Source organism: Paenibacillus sp. FSL K6-1217 (assembly GCF_045040735.1).
Lineage (GTDB): Bacteria > Bacillota > Bacilli > Paenibacillales > Paenibacillaceae > Paenibacillus_AQ.
In genome coordinates this window covers 3,617,002-3,640,077 of record NZ_CP150271.1, presented here as the reverse complement: position 1 = coordinate 3,640,077, position 23,076 = coordinate 3,617,002, and the positions used below count along the sequence as shown (strand labels likewise).

Genomic DNA, 23,076 nt, shown 5'->3' with positions numbered 1-23,076 from the left:
TCTCCACTTTCTCCCTCACTCCCGCATGACCTGCGGGAGCGGAGAGGGTGGAGCTTTGATCGTTATGGGGGAGAAAATCATGTTCCTGAGACACCAGACCCGTCCCGTCAATGTTGGCGGAGTGATTATCGGGGGTAACAACGAGGTTGCAATCCAAAGCATGTGTACGACCAAGACCGCTGATGTCGAGGCAACTGTAGCAGAGATTCTGCGGCTGGAGGAAGCCGGCTGCCAGCTGGTGCGTGTAACGGTCAACAATGAAGAAGCGGCAGCAGCGATTAAGGAAATCAAGAAGCAGATTCATATCCCGCTCGTAGCGGATATCCATTTCAACTACAAGCTGGCTCTGCTGGCGATTGAGAACGGCATCGATAAGGTGCGGATCAATCCCGGTAACATCGGACGCCGTGACAAGGTTGAAGCTGTAGTTAAGGCTTGTAAGGAGAAGGGGATACCCATCCGTATCGGCGTGAATGCCGGTTCACTGGAGAATCACCTGCTGGAGAAATATGGTTATCCTACACCGGATGCCATGGTGGAGAGTGCCTTGTACCATATCGGCATTCTGGAAGAGCTGGACTTCCACGATATTATCGTATCGCTGAAGGCGTCGGATGTGCCGATGGCTATCGAGGCTTACCGCAAGGCGGCTGAGGTCATTCCTTATCCGCTGCATCTGGGGATTACCGAATCCGGTACCCTGTTCGCCGGAACAGTGAAGAGCTCGGCCGGGATTGGTGCGCTGCTCTCCATGGGCATCGGCAGTACGGTGCGGATCTCTCTGAGTGCTGATCCGGTGGAGGAAGTGAAGGTGGCCCGTGAGCTGCTGAAGACCTTCGGTCTGATCTCGAATGCTGCTACCCTGATCTCTTGCCCGACCTGCGGACGCCTGGATATTGATCTCTTCTCGATAGCGAACGAAGTGGAGGAGTATATCTCCAAGCTGAAGGTGCCGATTAAGGTATCCGTCCTCGGCTGTGCGGTGAATGGTCCGGGGGAAGCCAGGGAAGCGGACATCGGCATCGCCGGTGCGCGCGGAGAAGGGCTGCTGTTCCGTTACGGTCAGATGATCCGCAAGGTGCCCGAGGCTGAGCTGGTCAACGAGTTGAAGAAGGAAATCGACATCATTGTGGCCCACTTTGAGGAGACGGGTGAGATTCCCGGGCGTAAGCACGCCGGACTGGCTCCGGCTGTTGCGCTCAGCAATTCGGACAGCGGGAATTAACAGAACGTGCGAATACGTTAGCGAATCCTGCACTAATTAATCTTAATAATCTAAGTTTGAAGCGCCCCGATGCAGAAGTCTGTCCGATCAGACGTTTGCACCGGGGCGTTTTTTGTGGCGAATCCGGCGGATGGCCTTTTTCAGCAAAGTCAGTACATAGAGCAGAAAGGGAAGCAACAGCAGATAGATGAACGAGAAATTCCCCCATACCTTTGCAATAATTTCATTGACGTACACGGTGTTGATATAGGTATTCCAGGCGATGATGACGAACAATACAGCCAGGGGATAGATTAGATAATCCTGCTTCTTCAGATGGAAGACGGATTGCAGTCCTTTCAGGATCGAGAGGTAGAGCAAAGAGATTTTGATAAAAAAGGTCAGCACCCAAATCGTAATCAGAATCCCTTCAACCCGCTGCAGAATATTCCCGATATTAATCGTTTTGGCGAGTGCATAGGCGGGGAAGGTGCTATTCTCCGTCTGTTCAATACCAAGAATAAGCAGGCTGAGCAGCACGATGACGGTAAGGATCACGCCGCCTCCGAACGTACCGAGCAGAAAGGCCCGCTCTCCGCTTCGCGGCTTCTTGACTAGGGGGAGGAATGTCAAAAGCACAATAAGCTCCTGATACATGGAAGATTGATAGGCGGCAAGCAGCACGGGGCGGAAGCCCCCTTCCAGGACAGGCTTGATATGATTCCATTCGATCTTCGGGATCAGGGCCAGAACAAGAATCAGGAACAGAAACAGCACCCACGGAAATAGTAATTCCCCTACTCTGGCAAGTACGACGATCCCCAGGCTGGCACTCACTACGGCAGCGGTCAGGAAGACGATCTGAATCGCCTCAACCGGGGTTTCAGGCAGAATCTCGCTGGTCATGAAGAACCCGAGATCGCCGAGCAGTGTGCCGGTGAGAATCAGGAAATAGAACAGATACAGCAGCGAGATGAGTTTGCCCAGCCACCGGCCGAAGGCGGCTTCAAGCATTTCATAGAGGTTTTTGCCGGGATACAGCCGGGCCACCGCGAGATACAGTACGACCATAACCAGATTGATCAGGAGGCTGCACAGTGCGGCGATCCAGGCATCCTCTCTGGCGGTATGCGCAAGTCCGCTCGGGATAACCAGAATGGAGGTCCCGATGGTGAGTCCAAAGGTCATGATATAGAACTGCCGTAAGGAAATCCCCGAACGATCCTTCACTGATGATGCACTCCCTCTCTTGTTGAAGTTATTCAGGTCAGAAGCTGCATAAGGCTGCGTACCCAGTCGAGCGGCCTGAACTGGGGCAGGTCTGCCATGTCAAGTATGGTCACCGCAACAGTAAGGCTCCAGACGCCATAGAAAGCAGCCGCATCCCGCGGTGAACGTAGCTTAATTACAGCAGGTGTCTTCAGGATCAATACAAACAACAGGAAGAACAGCAGAATCAGGTTCCAATTCATTTTTCCTCCATCTCCCGTTTCATAGGTTGGATGACCGAACCAATGCGCTGGATCACAACGTTAGAGCGTACATTAACCTTGGCGGTTCTGAAGCTGTCATCCCAATGCTCCCGGTACGTACGCCACTGCCGGGGATACTTCCGGTGCAGGGCTTCGCCGAAGCCGAAGATGTCAGTACCGTACTTTTGTTGAACTTCCCGGATATTCTGTGTAAGCCTGAGGTCAAAGCGCTCCTCTATATTCTTCTGGAGGTCTTCGATGCTGGCCGGATTGTTCATATCAATCCTGCCCTGAATCGTGGTCAGATTGGCTTGCATATTGAGTTTCACCGTAAATTCAGGCTTGCCCTGTGCATTAATCCGGACATCCAGCGTGCTGTCTGAGCCGGTGAGTATGAAGCCTGCAAGCCCGCCTCCGGGGATGGGCGCATTGCTGACGGTAGAGTCTACCTCATCCAGAACATAGTTGACCGTCTTGCTGACGGATTCGCCCAGCCAGCCGACCAGCTTGTCTTTTTTGAATACAGCGATTCCCGCATGCTGGACCAGGGTCTTCGGGCGGATGCTATCCACATTGTTCACGGAGCCTCCGTCCTGCAAGTCCCCGTTCAACTGCACGCCGGACATCACGGGGTTGGAGCCGCCGCGTTCCAGCTCGGTAATGAACTGCTGTAGAGTAACCTTTCCGGTAGCAGCCCATTTCTTGTGGGAGGCCAATATAGAAGAATACAGGGAGTTCGCAGGAATATGCTCGAAGGGAGTGATGATTTCCAGTATCTTCGAAGCTTTGGAATCCTTGGCCACCAGCAGGAAGAAATCTGTACGCAGCTGATGGTCCCGTGAGATGAAGTCCAGCGCATCACTGACCCCGCTGCGGGCCAGCGCTTCCCCGATCACCAACACACGGATATGAGCCAGATACAGTATACGCGGAGTCACGCTTAGCATACGCTGCAGCGCATCGGGAACGGTTCTGCCCATAGCCTGGTACGTAACAACGGGCATCCCCCCGGAGGCACCTCCTTTCTGGTTGCCGCTCTCCCCGGGATTCATCACCTGGACAGTCACGGCATAGCCTTCCGGCACGAGATCAATGCCGAGTGCCATGACGAGGGCCAGATCGTTCAGTTCTTTACGGCTCCAGCATCCGCTGAGCGGGATAAGACTTATGATCAGAAGGATACACAGGAATCTTCTCCACATGGCGAGCACTCCTTTCGTTAAGAGAGTTCATGTCACCCTGCTAATTCTGCCCGAAATACTTTTTCATAGTGCGCCGGGACAAGCGGATGAACGTATCCTTCTGGCTCTGCCAGCGGATGGGGGCGAAGGAGGTCATATAAGGAATGCCCATAGACTCAAGGCTGCATAGATGTAAGGCCAGAATAATGAGCGCAATAATCATCCCGAACAAGCCGAAAGAGGCCGCAATCACCATCAGGACAAACCGCAGCATCCGCACGGAGATTCCTACATTGAAGGCAGGCAGGGCGAAATTGGCAATCGCTGTAATGGATACGACAATGACCATGGCCGCCGAGACGAGTCCTGCATCCACCGCCGCTTGTCCGATTACCAGTGTACCGACGATGGACACAGACTGGCCGATGGATTTGGGCAGACGAATGCCGGCCTCACGCAGAATCTCGAACGTAATCTCCATGATGAAGGCTTCCAGAAAGGCCGGAAAAGGAATCCCCTCGCGCTGTCCGATCAGACTGATCAGCAGGGTGGTGGGAATCATCTCCTGGTGGAAGGTAGTGATCGCAATATAGAAGGAAGGGGTCAGCAGAGCGATGGCAAAGCAGAAGAACCGGAGCAGCCGGACCAGACTTGCAAAATCACTCCGCTGGTAATAATCCTCACTGGACTGAAAGAACTGAACCATTAGTGCCGGAACCACCAGGACAAACGGGGTGCCCTCTACCAGAATGGCGATCCGGCCTTCCAGCAGTGCGGAGGCGGTAGCATCGGGGCGTTCTGTATTATAAACGGTTGGGAAGGGGCTATAGCGCCGGTCCTGAATCATCTCTTCAACGTAGTTACTCTCCAGCACACTATCGAGCTTCGCCTCATCGAGCCGTCTGCGCAGCTCCTGGAGCACTTCGGGATCGGCATTGCCTTCGATATACATCACCGCGACGTTGGTCTGGGTCTGCGTTCCAAGCTTACGCTGTTCCACCCGCAGCTTGGGATTCTGGATTCTCCGGCGGATCAGAGCGCTGTTCTCCCGGAGAGATTCGGTGAAGCCTTCACGGGGGCCCCGGACCACGGATTGGGAGACGGCATCCTCCACCGCACGCTGCTTCAGCGCTTCTGTACCGGCAGACAGCGCCTGTGCATTTCCGTTAATGTATACGATAGAGTTGCCGGCCAGGAGCTCCGTCTCGATCTCCGTATAATTCGTGATCCCCCCAACCTTGCCTAGGGAGAGTGTTCGTTCCTGCAGCAGCTTCAGGCAGACCTCCGGCTGAGGTTCGCTGAGGGCATTGAAATAGCCGGCATCTTCATGAATGGCCATCATCAGGGCTTGCGGATCAGCCATTCCTTCAATATAGATAACTACTGCGGACAAGGTCCCCAGTGTAATGAACCGGTAGATGATATCTGTGCTTGTACCCAGACGGACTTGGATTCCCTCTATAAAAGTGGACAGAGAGTCCGGCAATTTCTCCTGCGGCGAGCCTGCGTTCTCTAGTTGTGTCATATGAATTCGCCTCCTGTCATCGCGTATAGTCTCTCCGGTTGTGGAAAATCATATGCAATAGACGGCACGGCAGGGCGGCGCGGGCTCTGTTTTTTTGCCGCAGGAGTTTACGAATGATTGAAACGGCTATACTACCTAGTAGTAGTTGAATACAGAAGCAGGTAGACGCAAGGATACAGGAGGGTGACCTATGGAACTAAGTATATTGCTGATGGTCGTGCAGCTCTTTTTCGCGCTGGTCATCGGCGTTTATTTTTGGAATCTGCTGCGGGGACAGAAGACGAACAAGACAGCGGTGGACCGGGAATCGCGTAAGGAGCTGGACAAGCTGCGCAAGATGCGGATGATCTCACTGACCAAGCCGCTCTCGGAAAAGACGCGTCCGGCCTCCATCGATGATATTGTCGGACAGAAGGACGGACTGCGCGCCTTGAAGGCCGCGCTTTGCAGCGCCAATCCGCAGCATGTCATTATCTATGGACCGCCTGGTGTGGGCAAGACGGCGGCGGCACGGGTGGTCATGGAGGAAGCGAAGAAGAATGCACTCTCTCCGTTCAAGCGTGATGCTAAGTTCACTGAGATCGATGCCACTACGGCGCGCTTCGATGAGCGCGGGATTGCCGATCCGTTGATCGGCTCCGTGCATGATCCGATCTATCAGGGAGCGGGGGCCATGGGAGTGGCCGGAGTCCCGCAGCCGAAGCCGGGCGCGGTAACCAAGGCGCATGGCGGCATTCTGTTCCTTGATGAGATTGGCGAGCTGCATCCCATTCAGATGAACAAGCTGCTGAAGGTGCTGGAGGACCGCAAGGTGCTGCTGGAGAGCGCCTATTATAACTCGGAGGACAGCAATACACCGGCGTATATCCACGATATTTTCCAGAATGGCCTGCCTGCCGATTTCCGGCTGGTCGGAGCCACGACACGCTCGCCGGACGAGATCTCGCCGGCGCTGCGTTCGCGTTGCATGGAGATTTATTTCCGTCCGCTGCTGCCGGAGGAGATTGCTGTAATCGGCCGGGATGCCGTCCAGAAGATCGGGCTGAAGCCAAGCCCCGAAGCAGTGGAAGTCGTGCAGCAATACGCCACGAATGGCCGCGAGGCGGTGAATATGATTCAGCTGGCCGCCGGTCTCGCGCTGACCGAAGGCCGGGATACCCTGAGCGCAGCGGAAGTGGAGTGGGTCGCCAGCAGCAGCCAGCTGCCGCTGCGGACGGAGCGCAAGATCCCTTCCGCCCCGCAGGTCGGGCTGGTGAACGGTCTTGCCGTCTATGGGCCCGGCATGGGCACCCTGCTTGAGATTGAGGTCTCAGCCGCGCCCGCCACTAACGGCCCGGGCAGGCTGAATATCACCGGCGTAGTCGATGAAGAGGAGACCCGCGGAGGCTCGCGCACCGTGCGGCGCAAGAGCATGGCCCGGGGCTCGATTGAGAATGTGCTGACGGTCCTGCGCACCATGAAGCTGGAGCCGGACCGGTATGACCTGCACATCAACTTCCCGGGCGGGACGCCGATTGACGGCCCGTCCGCCGGGGTTGCCATGGCGGTGGCCATTGTCTCCGCCATCCGGCAGCTGCCGGTGGACAACACGGTGGCGATCACCGGGGAGGTCGGCATCCATGGCCGCGTGAAGCCGGTCGGCGGCGTGGTCGCCAAAGTGGAGGCGGCCTTCCAGGCTGGGGCGACTACCGTGCTGATCCCGAAGGAGAATTGGCAGTCGCTGTTCGCCGATCTCGGCGCGCTGCGGGTCATTCCGGTAGACACCGTGGAGGAAGTCTTCCGCCACCTGTTCGGCGCGGATACGGCAGACATCAGAATGCCCGCCGTGTCCGGCGAGACCTTCTCTTCCTCGCCTTCACTGCTGAAGGCGGATGCTTCGGGCGAGAGTATGCCCGGATAGGCAGACATAGCGTGTTGGAATCCCCCGGCGGGTAACGGCCGGGGGATTTTTTTGAGTGGAGGGGGCGGGGTCTCTGGATGCGCGCGTGCCAAATGTATGCGAAAAACCGAACCCCGCCGCACGGCATAGGACACGGAGGTTCAGCGAATACTACAATCGGATGGGTGAGCGTACCAATAACGCCAATTGCGGACACGGGTTGTTGGTGTTTTCATGCGGCTTTTGTTAGAATGAATGCATATGACACTACTTATGAACCATGGGAGGTGCGAAAGCGATGATACAAAGTAAATCCAAAGGTCGTCGTTTTCCTTTATTACCGCTTAGAGGTCTTCTTGTATATCCCAGTATGGTTCTGCATCTGGATGTAGGCCGTGAGAAGTCCGTCCGGGCACTAGAGAAAGCTATGGTTGAAGATAATCTGATTCTGCTCTGCTCCCAGTCGGAAGTGAATATTGAGGAGCCGGGGCAAGAGGATATTTTCCGCGTGGGTACGGTTGCGAATGTCCGGCAGATGCTGAAGCTTCCCAACGGCACGATTCGTGTGCTGGTAGAGGGCGTGGAGCGTGCCGAGATTATTCATTATACGGATAACGAGGAGTACTACGAGGTGATGGCGCGTGTGCTGCCGGAGCAGGAGGATGTGGACCAGGAGAGCGATGCCCTGATGCGCAGCGTGCTGAGCCAGTTCGAACACTACATCACATTGTCCAAAAAAGTGACGCCAGAGACACTCGCTGCGGTCTCCGATATAGAGGAGCCTGGGCGGCTGGCGGATGTCATCACCAGTCATCTGGCGCTGAAGATCAAGGACAAACAGGAGATCCTGGAGACCATTGACGTCAGCAAGCGTCTGGAGAAGCTGCTCGATATCCTCAATAATGAGCGTGAAGTGCTGGAGCTGGAACGCAAGATCAGCCAGCGCGTGAAGAAGCAGATGGAGAAGACCCAGAAGGAATATTATCTGCGCGAGCAGATGAAGGCGATCCAGAAGGAGCTTGGCGAGAAGGAAGGCCGGGCCGGGGAAGCCGATGAGCTGCGCATTCAGATGGAAGAGAAGAATCTTCCGGAGCGGGTGCAGGAGAAGATCCTGAAGGAGATCGACCGTCTGGAGAAGATGCCGGCAAGCTCGGCCGAAGGCAGCGTCATCCGCAACTATGTGGATTGGCTGCTCGGTCTGCCCTGGAGTGAAGCTACGGAAGACGACCTCGATATCCGCAAGGCGGAAGAGGTGCTGGACGCAGACCACTACGGTCTGGAGAAGCCGAAGGAACGTGTGCTGGAATACCTGGCTGTGCAGAAGCTGGTCAAGGGTCTGAAGGGGCCGATTCTGTGTCTGGTAGGTCCTCCGGGCGTCGGCAAAACCTCGCTCGCCCGCTCCATCGCCCGCTCCCTGAACCGCAAGTTCGTCCGCATCTCGCTGGGCGGTGTGCGGGATGAAGCCGAGATCCGGGGTCACCGACGTACGTATGTCGGCGCAATGCCGGGCCGGATCATCCAGGGCATGAAGACAGCAGGGAGCATCAATCCGGTGTTCCTGCTGGATGAGATCGACAAGATGGCAGCGGACTTCCGCGGCGACCCGTCGGCGGCCCTGCTGGAGGTGCTGGACCCGGAACAGAACAATACGTTCAGCGATCACTTCGTAGAGCTGCCGTTCGACCTGTCGAACGTCATGTTCGTCACCACGGCGAATGCTGTGCACAACATTCCGCGTCCGCTCCTGGACCGGATGGAGATGCTGTTCATTCCCGGTTATACGGAGCTGGAGAAGCTGCAGATTGCCAGCCGGTATTTGCTGCCGAAGCAGCGCAAGAGCCATGGCCTTGCGGAAGAGCAGCTGTCCATCGAAGATGATACGCTGCTGAAGATTGTCCGCGAGTACACCCGCGAATCCGGGGTGCGGAATCTGGAGCAGCAGATCGCTGCCCTCTGTCGCAAGGCGGCCAAGCAGATTGTCTCGGATGAGAAGGAGCGCGTCAGCATTCTTCCGGAGGAGATCAAGGATTATCTGGGGGCCTCCAAGTTCCGCTATGGCATGGCAGAGCTGGAGGATCAGATCGGTACCGTCACTGGGCTGGCCTGGACGGAGGTCGGCGGCGATACGCTGCTGATCGAAGTGACTGTAGTCCAGGGCACCGGGAAGCTGACACTGACCGGACAGCTCGGCGATGTGATGAAGGAGTCGGCGCAGGCCGCCTTCAGCTATACCCGCTCGAAGGCGGAAGAGCTGGGGCTTGCCCCTGATTTTCACGAGAAGAACGATATTCACATCCATATTCCTGAAGGTGCAATTCCCAAGGACGGCCCGTCCGCAGGGATTACGATTGCCACGGCGCTGATCTCTGCGCTCACCAAGCGTTATGTCTCCAAGCATGTTGCGATGACCGGTGAGATCACGCTGCGCGGACGCGTGTTACCTATCGGAGGCCTTAAGGAGAAGTCCCTGGCCGCCCACCGCGCAGGCTATAAGAAGATTCTTATGCCGAAGGACAATGAACGCGACCTGAAGGACATTCCTGAGAGTGTCCGTAATGACGTTGAGTTCGTGCCGGTGGCCCACATGGATCAGGTGCTGAAGCACGCGCTTGTAGACCATGCAGAAGGAATCAACAGCGATTCAGATTCAGATTCAGATACAGAAATAAGCATTGAAGCGCCCAGTAGTGTGCATTAGAAAGGAAGTCTTATGAAAGTTAACAACGCCGAATTTATTATCAGTGCCGTAGGCCCTGACCAATACCCTGTGGATGCCTTGCCGGAGATTGCTCTGGCAGGGCGCTCCAATGTAGGGAAGTCCTCTCTGATCAACCGGATGATTAACCGCAAGAATCTGGCCCGCACCAGCTCGACGCCGGGCAAGACGCAGCATATGAACTATTACCTAGTGAATGAGAGCATGTATTTCGTTGACTTCCCGGGGTATGGCTACGCCAAGGTCTCGAAGACGCAGCGCGCTTCATGGGGCAAAATGGTCGAGAAGTACATGGCGGAGCGCGAGACGCTGAAGATGGTCCTGCTGGTCGTGGATCTGCGCCACCCGCCGACCGCCAATGACAAAATGATGTTTGACTGGCTGAAGCACTATGATCTGCCGCTCTGCGTTGTGGCCACCAAAGCGGACAAAATTCCGAAGACCCGCTGGCCGAAGCATATCAAGGTAATGAAGCAGGAGCTCGGTGTGCTGCCGGGAGACAGCTTCATTGCGTATTCATCGGAGATTGGACTTGGCAAAGACGAATTATGGGAACTTATCGATAGACATACTCTACCCACCGAAGAAGAGCTTCCGGCAGAACCGGATGGTCAGGATTCCGGGGATGAACCGCAGCACGAAGCGCCTTCCGAGACTTAGGGGTTAGTCATTAAGAATTGAGGGATGTTTATGGCTCAGCGTCTGGCGATGGAATATGTGAATGCAACGATGCAAATGACCGAATTTCAGCTGAACCAGTTTCTGCTGACTGCCGATACCAGCTATATCAGTCACCGTGTGAAGGTACTTGGCGCGGGTGAACAGGAGATTGTGCTGGAGGAGGCCGGAGGCGAGGAGGTCCATCTGTCTTTTGAACGCAAAGGCGGCATCTATATGGGTTCCTTGTCCTGCAGGGTGGTGAATCCTCATCTGATTAATGCAGTCCGCAAATTATTCTTCACGTATAAGGGCACAGGGACCGTAAACCGGATTTATAAGGATCTTACGATGATGTATTACTATGAAGGCGGCTCGGTGCGCCGGATCTCGGAAGTGAGGCCGGGCGGCACCAAGCTGATCTATCAGCATAAATATTCACTGGCAGAGATGCTGGTTGTATTCAAGCGTCAGACGGTAGAATGTGAGATTGAGCAGCTCCGTCAAGAGATTAATAGACTGCTCGATATGCGCAACCGGAGTCAGCAAGAAGCTGTGATTCAGGAAGTAGATGAGAGACTTGCAGAGGCGGCCTACCGGCTGTTCCGGCTGGAAGCGTAAACGATAATGTTTTAAAATATGGCAATCATTTCCTAGTGAAATGGTTGTATTTTTTTGCGAAAACTATACATATCCTCTACGAAAGGACCGATAAACAACATATGATAGATATCCATAGCCACATTCTACCCTTCATGGATGACGGAGCCGCTGATTACGACGCCGCTCTCGCCATGGCGCTTGACGCCCATAACGATGGTATTTCCACTGTAGTAGCAACCCCCCACCATGCGAACGGAGCCTACCTGAATCCGGCCCCGGAGATTGAAGCGGCGGTGCGGGTGCTGAATGCGAAGCTGCAGGAGGCAGGCAATCCGCTGGTCGTGCTGCCGGGACAAGAGATCCGGATCTATGGAGATCTGCTCGATGATCTGGAGCGGGGACAACTGCTGACGCTGGCCGGCTCCCGGTATATTCTGCTGGAGATGCCCTCCTCGCGGGTGCCCCGCAGTATGGAAGAGACCTGCCATGAGCTGGTGATCCAGGGACTGGTGCCGGTTATCGCCCACCCGGAGCGCAACGCAGAGATTGCCGCTGACCCATCCAGGCTGCTGCGGTTAATTGAGCTTGGTGCCCTGGGACAGGTTACCGCACAGAGTATAGCCGGCGTCTTCGGGAGTAAGCTGCAGAAGCTGTCGCTCGAATTATGCCGGCAGCATGCCGTGCATATTGTTGCATCAGATGCGCATGATTCTGTGCACCGTCCCTTTGGATTAAGCGAAGCTTACGGGGTGGTGAAGCGGGAATTAGGTGCGGGGGCATTCGATTTTTTTCAACAAAATGCGCGCGATATCCTTACAAATAAGGAGATTATTCGAGTTAATCCTATTCAATCTAACAGCAAACGTCATAGATTGTTCGGAATTTTCTCGCGTAAAGGGTGACCTACCTAACTTTTGATGGTAGAATGGGTATTACTGGATTCTTGCATTACTATTTATACCAAATACATACAATGAGGTGGATGACAAGTGAGTTTGAAGAAAAAATTGGCAGTATCTACACTAGCAGTAAGCATGGCAGCGGCATCCGTTGCCGGATTCCCGTTCAGCAGCAAGGGGCTGGCTGAACATTTTGGAGTGAGTACAGCTTCCGCAGCAGCAGTATCGCAGGCAGATGTGAAGGCGAAGGTTGAGAAGATTTATGCTCAGTTGACAGCCGACGACAGATTAGCGCTTCTGAATTACAAAAACCAAGCAAACGCTGTTGATCTTGCAGCATTCAGAGAAATCTTCAAGCCAGTACTTGAGAAGCTTACCTTCCTGGAAGAAGCTGACGTGGTAACTGCCCATGAAGCATTCAAGAGCGTATCCAGTGTAGTCTATGATGTGTATGACAAGGATTACACTGCAATTAAGGATATCCGTTATGATGTGAAGAATGTGGACCTGCTGAAGAAGATTGCAGACAAGGCAGGCGTAAAGAATCTTACAACGGATGATTTCATTGATTTCCTGTTCGGCGCTGATGGTGTTGAAGCCCAGCTCCGCGCATTACTCAGCAGCAAAACTAGTTCGGAATTGTTGGACATCGTTGCTAATCCTGCAAGCCAGGACAAATTGATTAATGATGCTATTACTACAGTACTTAACCACAAGACAGGTGCTGGAGCACTTACAGTAAGCCAAGTAGTGTACAACCTTAACATTTCTCCTGCTGATGTGAAACAAAGCCTGACGAACCTGAATACTGCGATTCCAGCAACAAAGCCAGCTGTGAAGGCCCTTGCTACAGCTTATATCAAAGCTTACGGCTTCAGCGGTGGCGGTACTACTAACCCTCCTGGAACTGGTACTGGCGGCGGCAACGGCACAGTAACAACTCCAGTTACGAATCCTACAGCTACACCAGGAGTATACGATGTATCCAAGCTGGTAACGATTGTGGGCGACAAAGCAACCCTGAAGCTCGTAGATGCTGACGTACTGAAAGCCTTCGATGCACTGGTTGCTGCCAATGCCGGTAAGACAGGTCTTACACTTACCCTGAACCTGGGTACAGTGAACGCGGCAACAGTTGAAGTGCCATTGTCCAAAGCAATCATCGAAGCGGCTAAGGCCAAAGGCATTGCCAACATTGCAATTACCTTCAATGGTTTGACCGTAACGATTCCGGTAGGACAGTTCAGTGAAGCTATTACACTGACTACTTCCACTGTAGCAGATACAACTGTAACTTCCCTGTCCAGCATGAAGCTGGCATCCAGCGTATATGATTTCGAATTGACTGTGGGCGGTGTGGTTACATCCACCTTCAAGCAGCCAATCATCATCAAGCTGCCGCTTAAGAATACAGAAGGCGTTGACCGTGAACTGCTGTCCGTTGCGAAGGTAGTCTACAAAGAACTGCAATACCAGGGCGGTGTTGTAGATGGTGATTACATCACTGAACCGCGTGACGGCTTCTCCTCCTACGCTGTACTGGAGAACAAAGTCAGCTTCAAGGATGTTGCAAGTGTTCAGGCTTGGGCTGGAAGACAGATTTCAGTCGTAGCTGCCAAGGGCGCTATTGAAGGCGTAGGCAACGGCAACTTTGCTCCAAAGAACAATGTAACCCGTGCAGAATTCGCCAAGATGCTGATCCGCGCACTGAACCTGGAGAACAACTCCGCGAAGCAGAGCTTCGGCGATGTAAGCTCCACTTCCTGGTATGCTCCTTACGTAGCTGTTGCTGCTGAGAAGGGAATCATTACTGGACGCAGTGCAGCCCAGTTCGATCCTAGTGCAACGATTACTCGCGCAGAAATGGCAACAATGATTGCCCGTGCCGTGAAGTCGCAGAAGCCGGAAGCTGCAACGAATGTCAGCTCCCTGAGCAAGTTCTCCGATGCAGGCAAGATCGCTGCTTCCCTGAAAGACGGAGTAGCCTTCGCTGCCAGCAATAATCTGGTTATCGGCAACGCCGGCAAGTTCAACCCTAACAACACAGCTACACGTGCTGAAGCTGCAGTGATTATCTACCGTACGATCAACTTCAAGTAAGTAAATAGGATTGTGGAGAGCCTCCTCTCGTCGTTTAGAGAGGAGGCACTTTTTTGGAGAATATAAGAATTTACAGCTTGGAGGGAAATGCACTTGTCAGCACAAGAATTGGATTTGCGCGATTATTTTCAGATTGTCAGGAAGAGACTGTGGATGATTATCAGCATTGTTATCGTGGCTTGTGTTCTTGCCGGGATCTACAGCTTATATATCAAGAATCCGGTCTATGAAGCTTCAACGAAGATCATTGTTAATCAGACGCCTACCCAAGCTACGGCGGCGCAGCTGGATCTGAATCAGATTAATACCAACATTCAGCTGATCAATACGTACAAGGAAATTATCAAGACTCCGGCGATCCTCGATGTTGTGGCCAAGAACTATCCGCAATTCGGGATTACGGCAGAGGAAATGCTGAAGAAGGTTAACGTGAGTTCTGTAAATAATACGCAGGTGATGACACTTGTCGTTCGAGATAATTCATACCAGAGAGCCGCAGAGATCGTGAATGCCATATCCCTTGTATTTAAGCAGGAGATTCCGTCCTTGTTCAACGTACAGAATGTGTCCATCCTCAACGAAGCCAAGCTGAATCCGCCAGTTGAACCTGGACCGGTAGAGCCGAATGTGGTCATGAACCTCGCCATTGCTTTTATCGTATCTCTGATGATCGGCCTGGGCATTGCCTTCCTGCTGGAGTATCTCGATGATACGCTGAAGACAGAAGACGACATTAAGAAGTACCTCGGACTTCCGACTATAGCTATGATTACCCGGCTGGGCCAGGAAGAAACCAAGACCACCGGGCAGCAGGCTCAGACACAGAGCAGAAAGGCGGGGGAACTCGAGCATGTCACAGCAACCAAATAAACAACGCCATCTGATCACCGTGACCAACCCGCGTTCGCCGGTATCCGAGGCATTTCGGGCACTGCGCACGAACATTGATTTCTCCTCTGTAGATGAACAGATCCAGATCATTATGGTTACTTCTTCCGGACCGGAGGAAGGGAAGTCAACCGTTACTGCCAACCTGGCCGCTGCTTACGCGCAAGCGGATAAGAAGGTGCTGCTGATCGATGGTGACTTGCGGAAGCCTACAGCGCATAAGACCTTTTCACTCAGTAACCGGTATGGGTTGTCCTCCTTGCTCTCGCAGCAGGCGAACCTGCCCGAGGTGATTCAGGAATCCGGTGTGAACAACCTGTATATGATGACCTCCGGCCCGATTCCTCCGAATCCTGCGGAGATGATGGCCTCCAACCGGATGAGTGCGGTGCTGCAGGAGCTGCGCCAGTTATATGATGTGATTCTGATTGATACTCCGCCGCTATTGGCCGTTACAGATGCACAGATTGTTGCTTCCAAGAGTGATGGCGTAATCATGGTGGTCAGCTACGGTAAGGTGAAGCGCGATATTGCAGCTAAGGCGAAGGACAATCTGGACCGGGTAGGGGCCAAGATGCTGGGCGTGGTTCTTAACAACGTGAAGCGTAAGGCCAGTGAAGGCTATTACTATTATTACTATGGCAATTGAATTGTTTAATAGATAAAATGTTATTTTTGGAGGCACTGAAAATGACAGCAAAAACCAGAGTGTTAGTATTATTCATGATCGATATTGCGATCATATGGTTCAGCATCGTGACGTCCTACCTGTTCCGGTTCTACAATGAGATTCCACCGGAATACGTGGTACAGATGATCGTGTTCGGCGTAATCTCCACGGTGGCCATCGGGGGCAGCCTGGTCTTCTTCGGACTCTACCGCAGAATGTGGCAATATGCCAGTATTAACGAGATTATCTCGGTACTCAAAGCCATTGTCGTAGGTGCAGTGCTATCTTACGCCGCCGCTTATATCATCCTGCCTCAGCGCGTGCCATTCAGCATAGAAGTCCGGGCGATGGAGACGGTTCTGCTGCTGGTGGGGGGCGTCCGCTTCTTCTGGAGAGTCTTCCGCAGTGACCGGAGCAACAATAAGAATACAGAGCTTCATACGCTTATTGTCGGAGCCGGAGATTGCGGAATTCTGATTGCCAAAGAGCTGACAGGACCTTCGTTCGCGAATACCCGGCTGGTTGGATTCATTGATGACAGCGCAGATAAATATCACCTGTCCATATTGGGTGTACCTGTACTCGGTAACCGTTATGACATTCCGCGGATTGTGAAGGAAAAAGAGATCCACGAGATTATTATCGCTATGCCTTCGGTCTCCAGAACCGAAATATCCGAGATTATTAACCTGGCCAAGGCTACAGGCGCGAAGCTGAAGATTATTCCGGCCTTGAATGACCTGATCGCAGGCAAGATCTCTGTCAAGAAGCTCCGCGATGTCAGCGTAGAGGACCTTCTGGGCCGTGAGCCGATTGTTGCAGACATGAACAGTATTCTGGGCTATGTACATAACAAGACCGTACTGGTTACAGGCGCAGGCGGTTCGATCGGATCAGAGCTATGCCGCCAGATCTCTCCTTTTGCACCGGACAAGCTGCTGATTCTAGGACACGGCGAGAACAGTATCTATACGATTGAGATGGAGCTGCGCAAGAGCTTCCCTTATCTGGAGATCGTGACCGTGATTGCCGATGTTCAGGACCGTACCCGGTTAATGGATGTATTCCAGAGCTACAAGCCGCAGGTGGTCTTTCATGCGGCAGCACATAAGCACGTTCCCCTGATGGAGCGCAACCCTTCCGAAGCGATCAAGAATAACGTCTTCGGGACCCGCAATGTGGCCGACTGTGCAGATATGTATGGTACCGAGCGCTTCGTGATGATTTCCTCGGACAAAGCCGTGAACCCTACCAGCGTCATGGGGGCCACGAAGCGGATTGCCGAGATGTATGTGCAGAGTCTTAATGTAACAAGCCCTACCAAGTTCTCTGCGGTACGCTTTGGTAATGTATTAGGCAGCCGGGGCAGTGTCATTCCCGCCTTCAAGCAGCAGATTGCCGCAGGTGGTCCTGTTACGGTAACGCATCCCGAGATGGTCCGGTACTTCATGACCATTCCTGAAGCCGTTCAACTGGTGATCCAGTCTGGTTCCTTCGCGAATGGCGGAGAAGTATTTGTCCTCGATATGGGAGCACCGGTTAAGATTCTGACTCTGGCCGAGGACTTAATCACACTGTCCGGTTACGAGCCTTACAAGGATATCGACATCGCCTTCTCAGGCATCCGTGAAGGCGAGAAGCTGTATGAAGAGCTGCTGACCGATGAGGAGAACCTGGGTTCCACCCAGCATGACCGGATCTTCATTGGCAGACCGAATGTCTACACCCGGAGCCAGATGGAGCTGGAATTCAAACGGTTAGAACGGGTGGTCACCGAAGATGCAGAAGCTATCCGTGAAGTCATTAACCAGATCGTACCGATGCAGCCAGTCATCCAGGCGGCCATTAGCTAATTAGAGAGTTGGAGGTACCTGAATTGAAAAGATGGAAAAAAGTATTGATCTGGACGCTGTCGGTCATCGTGGTGTTAGGTGTTGGCGGAGCATTCGCGGCCAATTATGCTGTCGATAAGCTGATGAACTCCATGGCAGGCGGCTTCGATGTGGAAGCCGGTAATACGCCCGCTGTACCTCAGGGACAAGTGGTTGAGCCTGTGGTAGCTAATAGTGATCCGACTGCGGCGCCCGCAGCTTCCGCTGCTCCGGCTTCAAGCTCTGCACCAGCTAGTACACCTGCATCCGGTAATGCCACCAGCACGGATAAGCCGGTAAGTAATGACAAGCCTGCGAGCACTCCTGTCCCAACACCTGCGGGTGTGGATGGGCTAGCCCATATTTCAACGGACAAGGCCAAGGAAGTTCAAGAGAGCGTAACGATCACAGATAAAGCGAATGTGGCAGCCATCGTAGCCAAGCAGCTCAGTGTATCAGATATTAAGAGATTACAAGAGTTAGCCCAAGGCGGACTAACAACTGAGGAGAAGCGGGAAGCCCGCAGCATTATCCTCGGCAAGGTCTCAGAGGAGCAATATAACGAGCTTGCTCAGATTGCCAAGAAGTACGGCGTCAGCCAAGGCAAGACCCAGGATCAGATCCTGGCTGAAGAAGAACAACTCAAAGCCCAAGAAAAAGGAAGTGAATAGGCATGTTCAAAATCAAGATTCCAGCAGCAGCGCTGTTGACTGTAGCCTTAATGGGCTGTGAGCCCCTGACAGCATCGGCTCCAGTTACTGTAGCGGCAGCTACTCCTGTCGCAACTGCAACAGCTGCTCCCGTCAAAGCGTCCAATTCTATCAAAGCGCAGAACGTAGATGTGACGCTGCTATTCGACGGTGTGGCACTACAGCCGCCGGTAGGACAGCATGTATTCATGTACAATAACACCACCTACGTCCCATTGCGCTTCATGTCCTATGCCCTGCAAAAGAGCGTAAGCTGGGATGCCAAGAACCTGAAAGTAACCGTAGCCGAGCCAAGCAGCTCAGAGATGGTAATCATTAAGGAATACCTGATGAACGTCGTTAACGACGCTGCTTTCAATCCGAAGAATCTGGTGCTGAATAACGTAAATGCGAGCTATGTATTTAATGGAAGCAATAAAGCGTTACCCAAAGGCCAGTCCAGTTACCTGTTGAACGGCTCCATCTATGTCCCCCTAAGATTCTTATCGGAATCTGTAGGAAATTCCATTAGCTGGAATCCGAAAACAAAAACCATCACTGCAAATTCCAAAACCTACGAAGAAAACACGGCTTCCGCAAAGCCAACCGATAATGGATCTAGTCCATCTGCAAGTGCAACACCGGCACCCGCAGCAACCCCAACGGCTGAACCAAGTGCAGCAGCAGGCGGTTCAGGAGCGGGAGGAACAGGATCAGCTAAGGTTTCTTACGAGAGTATTACCAGTGAGACCGAAGCGAAGCTGAGTGCGTTACAGTCGCAGAGTACATCTACATTGCTTGGAATTGCTTTTGAATATGTGGGTGCTACAGATGCTGCAACTAAGCAAAGTATCAAGGCCAAAGGGATAGAGCAACTAGCCTCTTTTAAAGCCTCATTTAACAGTATAGTCGCTGACGCTGAACAAAAACTAAACACTAATGGATATAGCACAGCTATTATTGCTCAGTATAGAGCAGCCTTCGAGGCTGATCTGGATAAGGGAAGAGCTATTGCTGAGGGTATGGGGAAATAGTTGGTGTTGGAATAGCTTTAACAAAGAAGAGATATTGTCGAGAAGATGGCGGGTTAACATCCGCTATTTTCAATATCTGAAAACAGAGGTTGATAGTGAATGAGGCCATACTTAGTAGTGAAAAGGGTTGTTGATTGGCTCATTGCATGTGTGCTTATTGTACTGAGTTCGCCCTTTATGATAGCAGCAATTATAGCTGTGAAGATTAGCTCTAAGGGGCCTGCTTTATTTAAGCAAAAACGCCCCGGAAAGAACTGCAAAATCTTTACGGTTTACAAGTTTAGGACAATGTCTCTAGAGACGGATGCGCAGGGGGAACTTTTGCCCGATATACAAAGAATGACTAGGGTTGGTTCTTTTTTGCGTAAGACGAGCATTGACGAACTACCCCAATTGTTTAATATTCTTAAGGGGGATATGAGCTTCATTGGACCGCGTCCTCTGTTAGTCAAATATCTTGAATATTATACACCTGAACAAAACCGTAGACATGAAGTTACACCAGGGATATCAGGGTGGGCTCAAGTGAATGGAAGAAACACAATCAGCTGGGAAGAAAAGTTTGATTATGATGTTTGGTATGTTGATCATATTAATTTAAAACTTGACATGAAAATTTTCTGGAAAACGATTAAGAATGTTTTGATTAGAGAAGGGGTTAACAATTCTCAGACAGATACGATGCCAGTCTTTACTGGTGGCAAGACATTTGAAAGTTGATTATTCTATCGAGGCCAGGTGATTTCATTTGGGGAACTTATTGATCTTGGGGGCTGGAGGACATGGTAAGGTTGTCGCTGAGACAGCTATGCTTACTGGTCTATGGGATGAGATAGCTTTTTTGGACAATGATAGTACCCTTAATAGGGTAATAGGGATTCCTGTTATTGGAGATTTTGATACTTATCATAACCATAAAGAGACATATTCTAGTGCGATCGTTGCGATAGGAAATAATCACAATAGGTTGACTTGGCTCACTACACTTGAACAAGCAGGCTACAAAATCCCTGTAATAATTCATCCCTCCAGCATATTAAGTAAATTCTGTGAAATTGAGTCCGGTACTGTAGTTCTCGCTGGCGTTGTGATTAATGCAAACGCTAGGATCGCAAAGGGTTGCATTCTTAATACTTCAAGTACTATTGATCATGATTGTGTGATTGGGAATGGGGTACATATTTCTCCCGGCACCAATGTTAGCGGAACAGTTACAATTAATGATTTCTCTTGGCTAGGTGTAGGGTCGAAGATTGTAAATAATATTACTATAGGCTCCAATGTGATTGTTGCCGCTGGCGCTGTAGTAATTAATGATATTCCTGATAGTGTAATGGTAGCAGGCGTACCAGCACAAACAAAAAAATGCTTTGGAGATGAATCGTAATGCAGGAGCGTATTTATTTGTCACCACCACATATGAGTGGAAATGAAATGAAATACATACAGGAGGCATTCGATAGTAACTGGATTGCCCCATTAGGCACTAACGTTGATAAGTTCGAAGAAGAAATATGCGCCTATGTTGGCATGGAGCATGGGCTTGCCTTGTCATCAGGTACAGCGGGAATTCACCTGGCACTGAAATACTTTGATGTAGGTCCTGGTGATTACGTATTCTGTTCAGATTTAACTTTTGCAGGAAGTTGTAACCCAATTCTATATCAGTATGCGAATCCGGTATTCATTGATTCCGAACCGGAAACTTGGAACATGTCACCCATAGCTTTAGAGAAAGCATTCGAGTGGGCCAAAAAAGAAAATAAAATGCCAAAGGCAGTTATTATAGTAGATTTATATGGACAAAGTGCAGATTATGATGCATTACTTCCTATTTGTGAGCATTATGGTGTACCTGTTATTGAAGATGCAGCAGAAGCACTTGGAGCCTCATACAAGGGTAAAAAATGCGGCTCATTTGGTCACATTGGTATTTTTTCATTTAACGGGAACAAGATTATCACTACCTCTGGCGGTGGAATGATCGTTTCTAATGATGAGGAAGCTATTAAGAAAATGCGCTTCTGGGCCACACAATCTAGAGAGCCAGCGAAGCATTATGAGCATAAAGAAGTAGGATACAATTACCGGATGTCTAATATCTGTGCGGGGATTGGGCGGGGGCAATTAGAAGTATTGGATGAGCGTATTATGGCAAAAGAAAAAATTAGAGAACGTTATAAAAAGGAATTTGAGAATTTACCCCTCTCTTTAATGCCTATTTCAACTGGGAATGCATCTAATTATTGGCTATCAGTTATTAAGTTGAATAATAATAGCTCTACTATGATAGATGATATAATTGGTGAACTTGAAAGTAACAATATTGAGTCTAGACATACATGGAAGCCAATGAGTTTACAGCCTATATTTAATGAATGTTTAACTTTCACACATTATTATGAAAAATCATTCGGAAATGAATTGTTTTTATATGGAGTTTGTTTACCATCAGGAAGCAATTTATCTCTAAAAATGCAAGATATGATCATAACTAAAATTAAAGGATTGTTCAAATGAATAATATAAATAAAAAAGTTCTTTTTTGTGCAACAGTTGATTATCACATAAAAGCATTTCACCTTCCCTATTTAATGTGGTTTAAGGAAAAAGGGTGGGAGGTTCATGTGGTAGCCAGTGGGAACGGTGATTTACCTTTTGTAGATAAACATTATAAAACACAAATAATGAGATCACCTTATAATAAAAAGAATATTAATGCTTTGAGAGAAATGAAAAACTTAATAGAAGAAAACAAATACAGTATTATTCATTGTCATACTCCGATGGGATCGGTATTAGCGCGGCTTGCTGCACGAAGATCTAGAAGTAATGGAACAAAAGTTATATATACAGCCCATGGTTTTCATTTTTACAAAGGTGCTTCTATTTTTAATTGGATGATGTTTTATCCAATTGAAAAGTTCCTTTCAAGATTCACTGACCACTTAATTACGATAAATACTGAGGATTATAATCTCGCTCAAAAAAAAAGATTTAATGTTAAAAAAATTAATAAAATCAATGGTGTTGGAATTGACCTTGAGAAATATAAACCAGTAGATGTTACAACGAAGAATATTATACGAAAAAAGAATGATCTTAATGAAAGTGATTTTATTCTATTTTTTGCAGGTGAGTTTAGTTATCGGAAAAACCAAAAGCTTTTAATAGAAGCAGTGAATATAATTAGCAAAAATATCCCTCGTATGAAATTGTTGTTGGCTGGAGAAGGTGGCAATAAAGAACATTGTATTAAAATAACTGAAAATTTACGATTAGGTGCAATAGTTGAATTTCTAGGTTTTAGAGAGGATATTAATGAACTTATACAAGCTTCTGACATTGTAGTGTCATCTAGCCGACAAGAAGGTTTGCCAGTAAATATCTTGGAAGGAATGGCTTGTGGGAAACCATGCGTTGTTACTGATGTTAGAGGGAATAACGATCTGGTTCTTAATGAGGGTAATGGGTTTTTATTTTCATTAGATAGTCCGGAAGCAATGGCAAAACATATTTTGAACTTGTATGAAAACAGAGAATTAGCATCAAAGTTGGGGCTGAAATCGCTAGAGATGGTTCAACCTTATTCAATTCAAAATGTAATTAGTCATATGGAAGATATCTATCTTCCATATATGAAATAAATCCAGTTAGTGAGTGATAACTATTGAAAGTAATATTTATT

General features: G+C 50.5%; 20 protein-coding genes. 16 read left to right on the top strand and 4 right to left on the bottom strand.

The window, feature by feature from the left end:
* Positions 1–79 precede the first annotated feature (79 nt).
* Positions 80–1,225, top strand: coding sequence for a flavodoxin-dependent (E)-4-hydroxy-3-methylbut-2-enyl-diphosphate synthase (gene ispG / locus MHH28_RS15975; RefSeq protein WP_405116579.1), 1,146 nt, complete (start codon positions 80–82; stop codon positions 1,223–1,225).
* A gap of 87 nt (positions 1,226–1,312) precedes the next feature.
* Here ispG and MHH28_RS15970 read toward each other — a convergent pair whose 3' ends face one another.
* From MHH28_RS15970 to MHH28_RS15955, 4 genes are read right to left on the bottom strand one after another with little or no spacing between them, the layout of a single operon-like run.
* Positions 1,313–2,434, bottom strand: coding sequence for an endospore germination permease (locus MHH28_RS15970; RefSeq protein WP_405116576.1), 1,122 nt, complete (start codon positions 2,432–2,434; stop codon positions 1,313–1,315).
* Positions 2,435–2,466: 32 nt separating this feature from the next.
* The gene (locus tag MHH28_RS15965) at positions 2,467–2,676 is read right to left on the bottom strand and encodes a hypothetical protein (protein ID WP_341348356.1); all 210 of its coding nucleotides are present in this window, start codon (positions 2,674–2,676) and stop codon (positions 2,467–2,469) included.
* On the bottom strand, positions 2,673–3,878 hold the full coding sequence (locus MHH28_RS15960) for a Ger(x)C family spore germination protein (protein ID WP_405116573.1): 1,206 nt from the start codon (positions 3,876–3,878) through the stop codon (positions 2,673–2,675). Before MHH28_RS15960 ends, MHH28_RS15965 begins: the two co-directional genes overlap by 4 nt.
* A 40-nt stretch (positions 3,879–3,918) precedes the next feature.
* The gene (locus MHH28_RS15955) at positions 3,919–5,382 is read right to left on the bottom strand and encodes a spore germination protein (protein WP_405116571.1); all 1,464 of its coding nucleotides are present in this window, start codon (positions 5,380–5,382) and stop codon (positions 3,919–3,921) included.
* A gap of 190 nt (positions 5,383–5,572) precedes the next feature.
* Between MHH28_RS15955 and lonB the strand changes: the two genes are divergently transcribed.
* The 15 genes from lonB to MHH28_RS15880 all read left to right on the top strand — a co-directional run bounded on the left by lonB (position 5,573) and on the right by MHH28_RS15880 (position 23,035).
* A complete protein-coding gene (lonB, locus tag MHH28_RS15950; RefSeq protein WP_405116568.1) occupies positions 5,573–7,282 on the top strand; it encodes an ATP-dependent protease LonB in 1,710 nt (569 codons plus the stop codon).
* A gap of 277 nt (positions 7,283–7,559) precedes the next feature.
* Positions 7,560–9,959, top strand: a complete 2,400-nt coding sequence (gene lon / locus MHH28_RS15945; RefSeq protein ID WP_405116566.1) for an endopeptidase La — start codon at positions 7,560–7,562, stop codon at positions 9,957–9,959.
* Positions 9,960–9,971: 12 nt separating this feature from the next.
* Entirely contained in the window at positions 9,972–10,637 is a 666-nt protein-coding gene (gene yihA / locus MHH28_RS15940) for a ribosome biogenesis GTP-binding protein YihA/YsxC (protein ID WP_405116564.1), read from the top strand.
* A 30-nt stretch (positions 10,638–10,667) separates the two neighbouring features.
* Positions 10,668–11,255 carry a non-ribosomal peptide synthetase module gene (locus tag MHH28_RS15935; protein WP_405116562.1) on the top strand — a complete coding sequence of 196 codons (588 nt, stop codon included), beginning with the start codon at positions 10,668–10,670 and terminating at the stop codon, positions 11,253–11,255.
* A 101-nt stretch (positions 11,256–11,356) separates the two neighbouring features.
* Positions 11,357–12,139, top strand: coding sequence for a tyrosine-protein phosphatase (locus MHH28_RS15930; RefSeq protein ID WP_405116560.1), 783 nt, complete (start codon positions 11,357–11,359; stop codon positions 12,137–12,139).
* Positions 12,140–12,226: 87 nt separating this feature from the next.
* Entirely contained in the window at positions 12,227–14,236 is a 2,010-nt protein-coding gene (locus MHH28_RS15925) for an S-layer homology domain-containing protein (protein ID WP_405116558.1), read from the top strand.
* Positions 14,237–14,329: 93 nt separating this feature from the next.
* A complete protein-coding gene (locus MHH28_RS15920; protein WP_405116555.1) occupies positions 14,330–15,106 on the top strand; it encodes a YveK family protein in 777 nt (258 codons plus the stop codon).
* Positions 15,087–15,773 carry a CpsD/CapB family tyrosine-protein kinase gene (locus tag MHH28_RS15915; protein ID WP_405116553.1) on the top strand — a complete coding sequence of 229 codons (687 nt, stop codon included), beginning with the start codon at positions 15,087–15,089 and terminating at the stop codon, positions 15,771–15,773. Before MHH28_RS15920 ends, MHH28_RS15915 begins: the two co-directional genes overlap by 20 nt.
* 41 nt (positions 15,774–15,814) lie before the next feature.
* Positions 15,815–17,647 (top strand): polysaccharide biosynthesis protein, encoded by a 1,833-nt coding sequence (locus MHH28_RS15910; protein WP_405116550.1) that lies wholly within the window; start codon positions 15,815–15,817, stop codon positions 17,645–17,647.
* 23 nt (positions 17,648–17,670) lie between these two features.
* Positions 17,671–18,336, top strand: coding sequence for a hypothetical protein (locus tag MHH28_RS15905; RefSeq protein ID WP_405116548.1), 666 nt, complete (start codon positions 17,671–17,673; stop codon positions 18,334–18,336).
* Between the two features lie 2 nt (positions 18,337–18,338).
* Positions 18,339–19,388 (top strand): stalk domain-containing protein, encoded by a 1,050-nt coding sequence (locus MHH28_RS15900; protein ID WP_405116546.1) that lies wholly within the window; start codon positions 18,339–18,341, stop codon positions 19,386–19,388.
* Between the two features lie 117 nt (positions 19,389–19,505).
* Positions 19,506–20,108 (top strand): sugar transferase, encoded by a 603-nt coding sequence (locus MHH28_RS15895; RefSeq protein ID WP_405116544.1) that lies wholly within the window; start codon positions 19,506–19,508, stop codon positions 20,106–20,108.
* Between the two features lie 28 nt (positions 20,109–20,136).
* Entirely contained in the window at positions 20,137–20,775 is a 639-nt protein-coding gene (locus MHH28_RS15890; protein WP_405116541.1) for an acetyltransferase, read from the top strand.
* The gene (locus MHH28_RS15885) at positions 20,775–21,908 is read left to right on the top strand and encodes a DegT/DnrJ/EryC1/StrS family aminotransferase (protein WP_405116540.1); all 1,134 of its coding nucleotides are present in this window, start codon (positions 20,775–20,777) and stop codon (positions 21,906–21,908) included. Before MHH28_RS15890 ends, MHH28_RS15885 begins: the two co-directional genes overlap by 1 nt.
* A complete protein-coding gene (locus MHH28_RS15880) occupies positions 21,905–23,035 on the top strand; it encodes a glycosyltransferase family 4 protein (RefSeq protein ID WP_405116539.1) in 1,131 nt (376 codons plus the stop codon). Before MHH28_RS15885 ends, MHH28_RS15880 begins: the two co-directional genes overlap by 4 nt.
* The last annotated feature ends 41 nt before the right edge of the window (positions 23,036–23,076 follow it).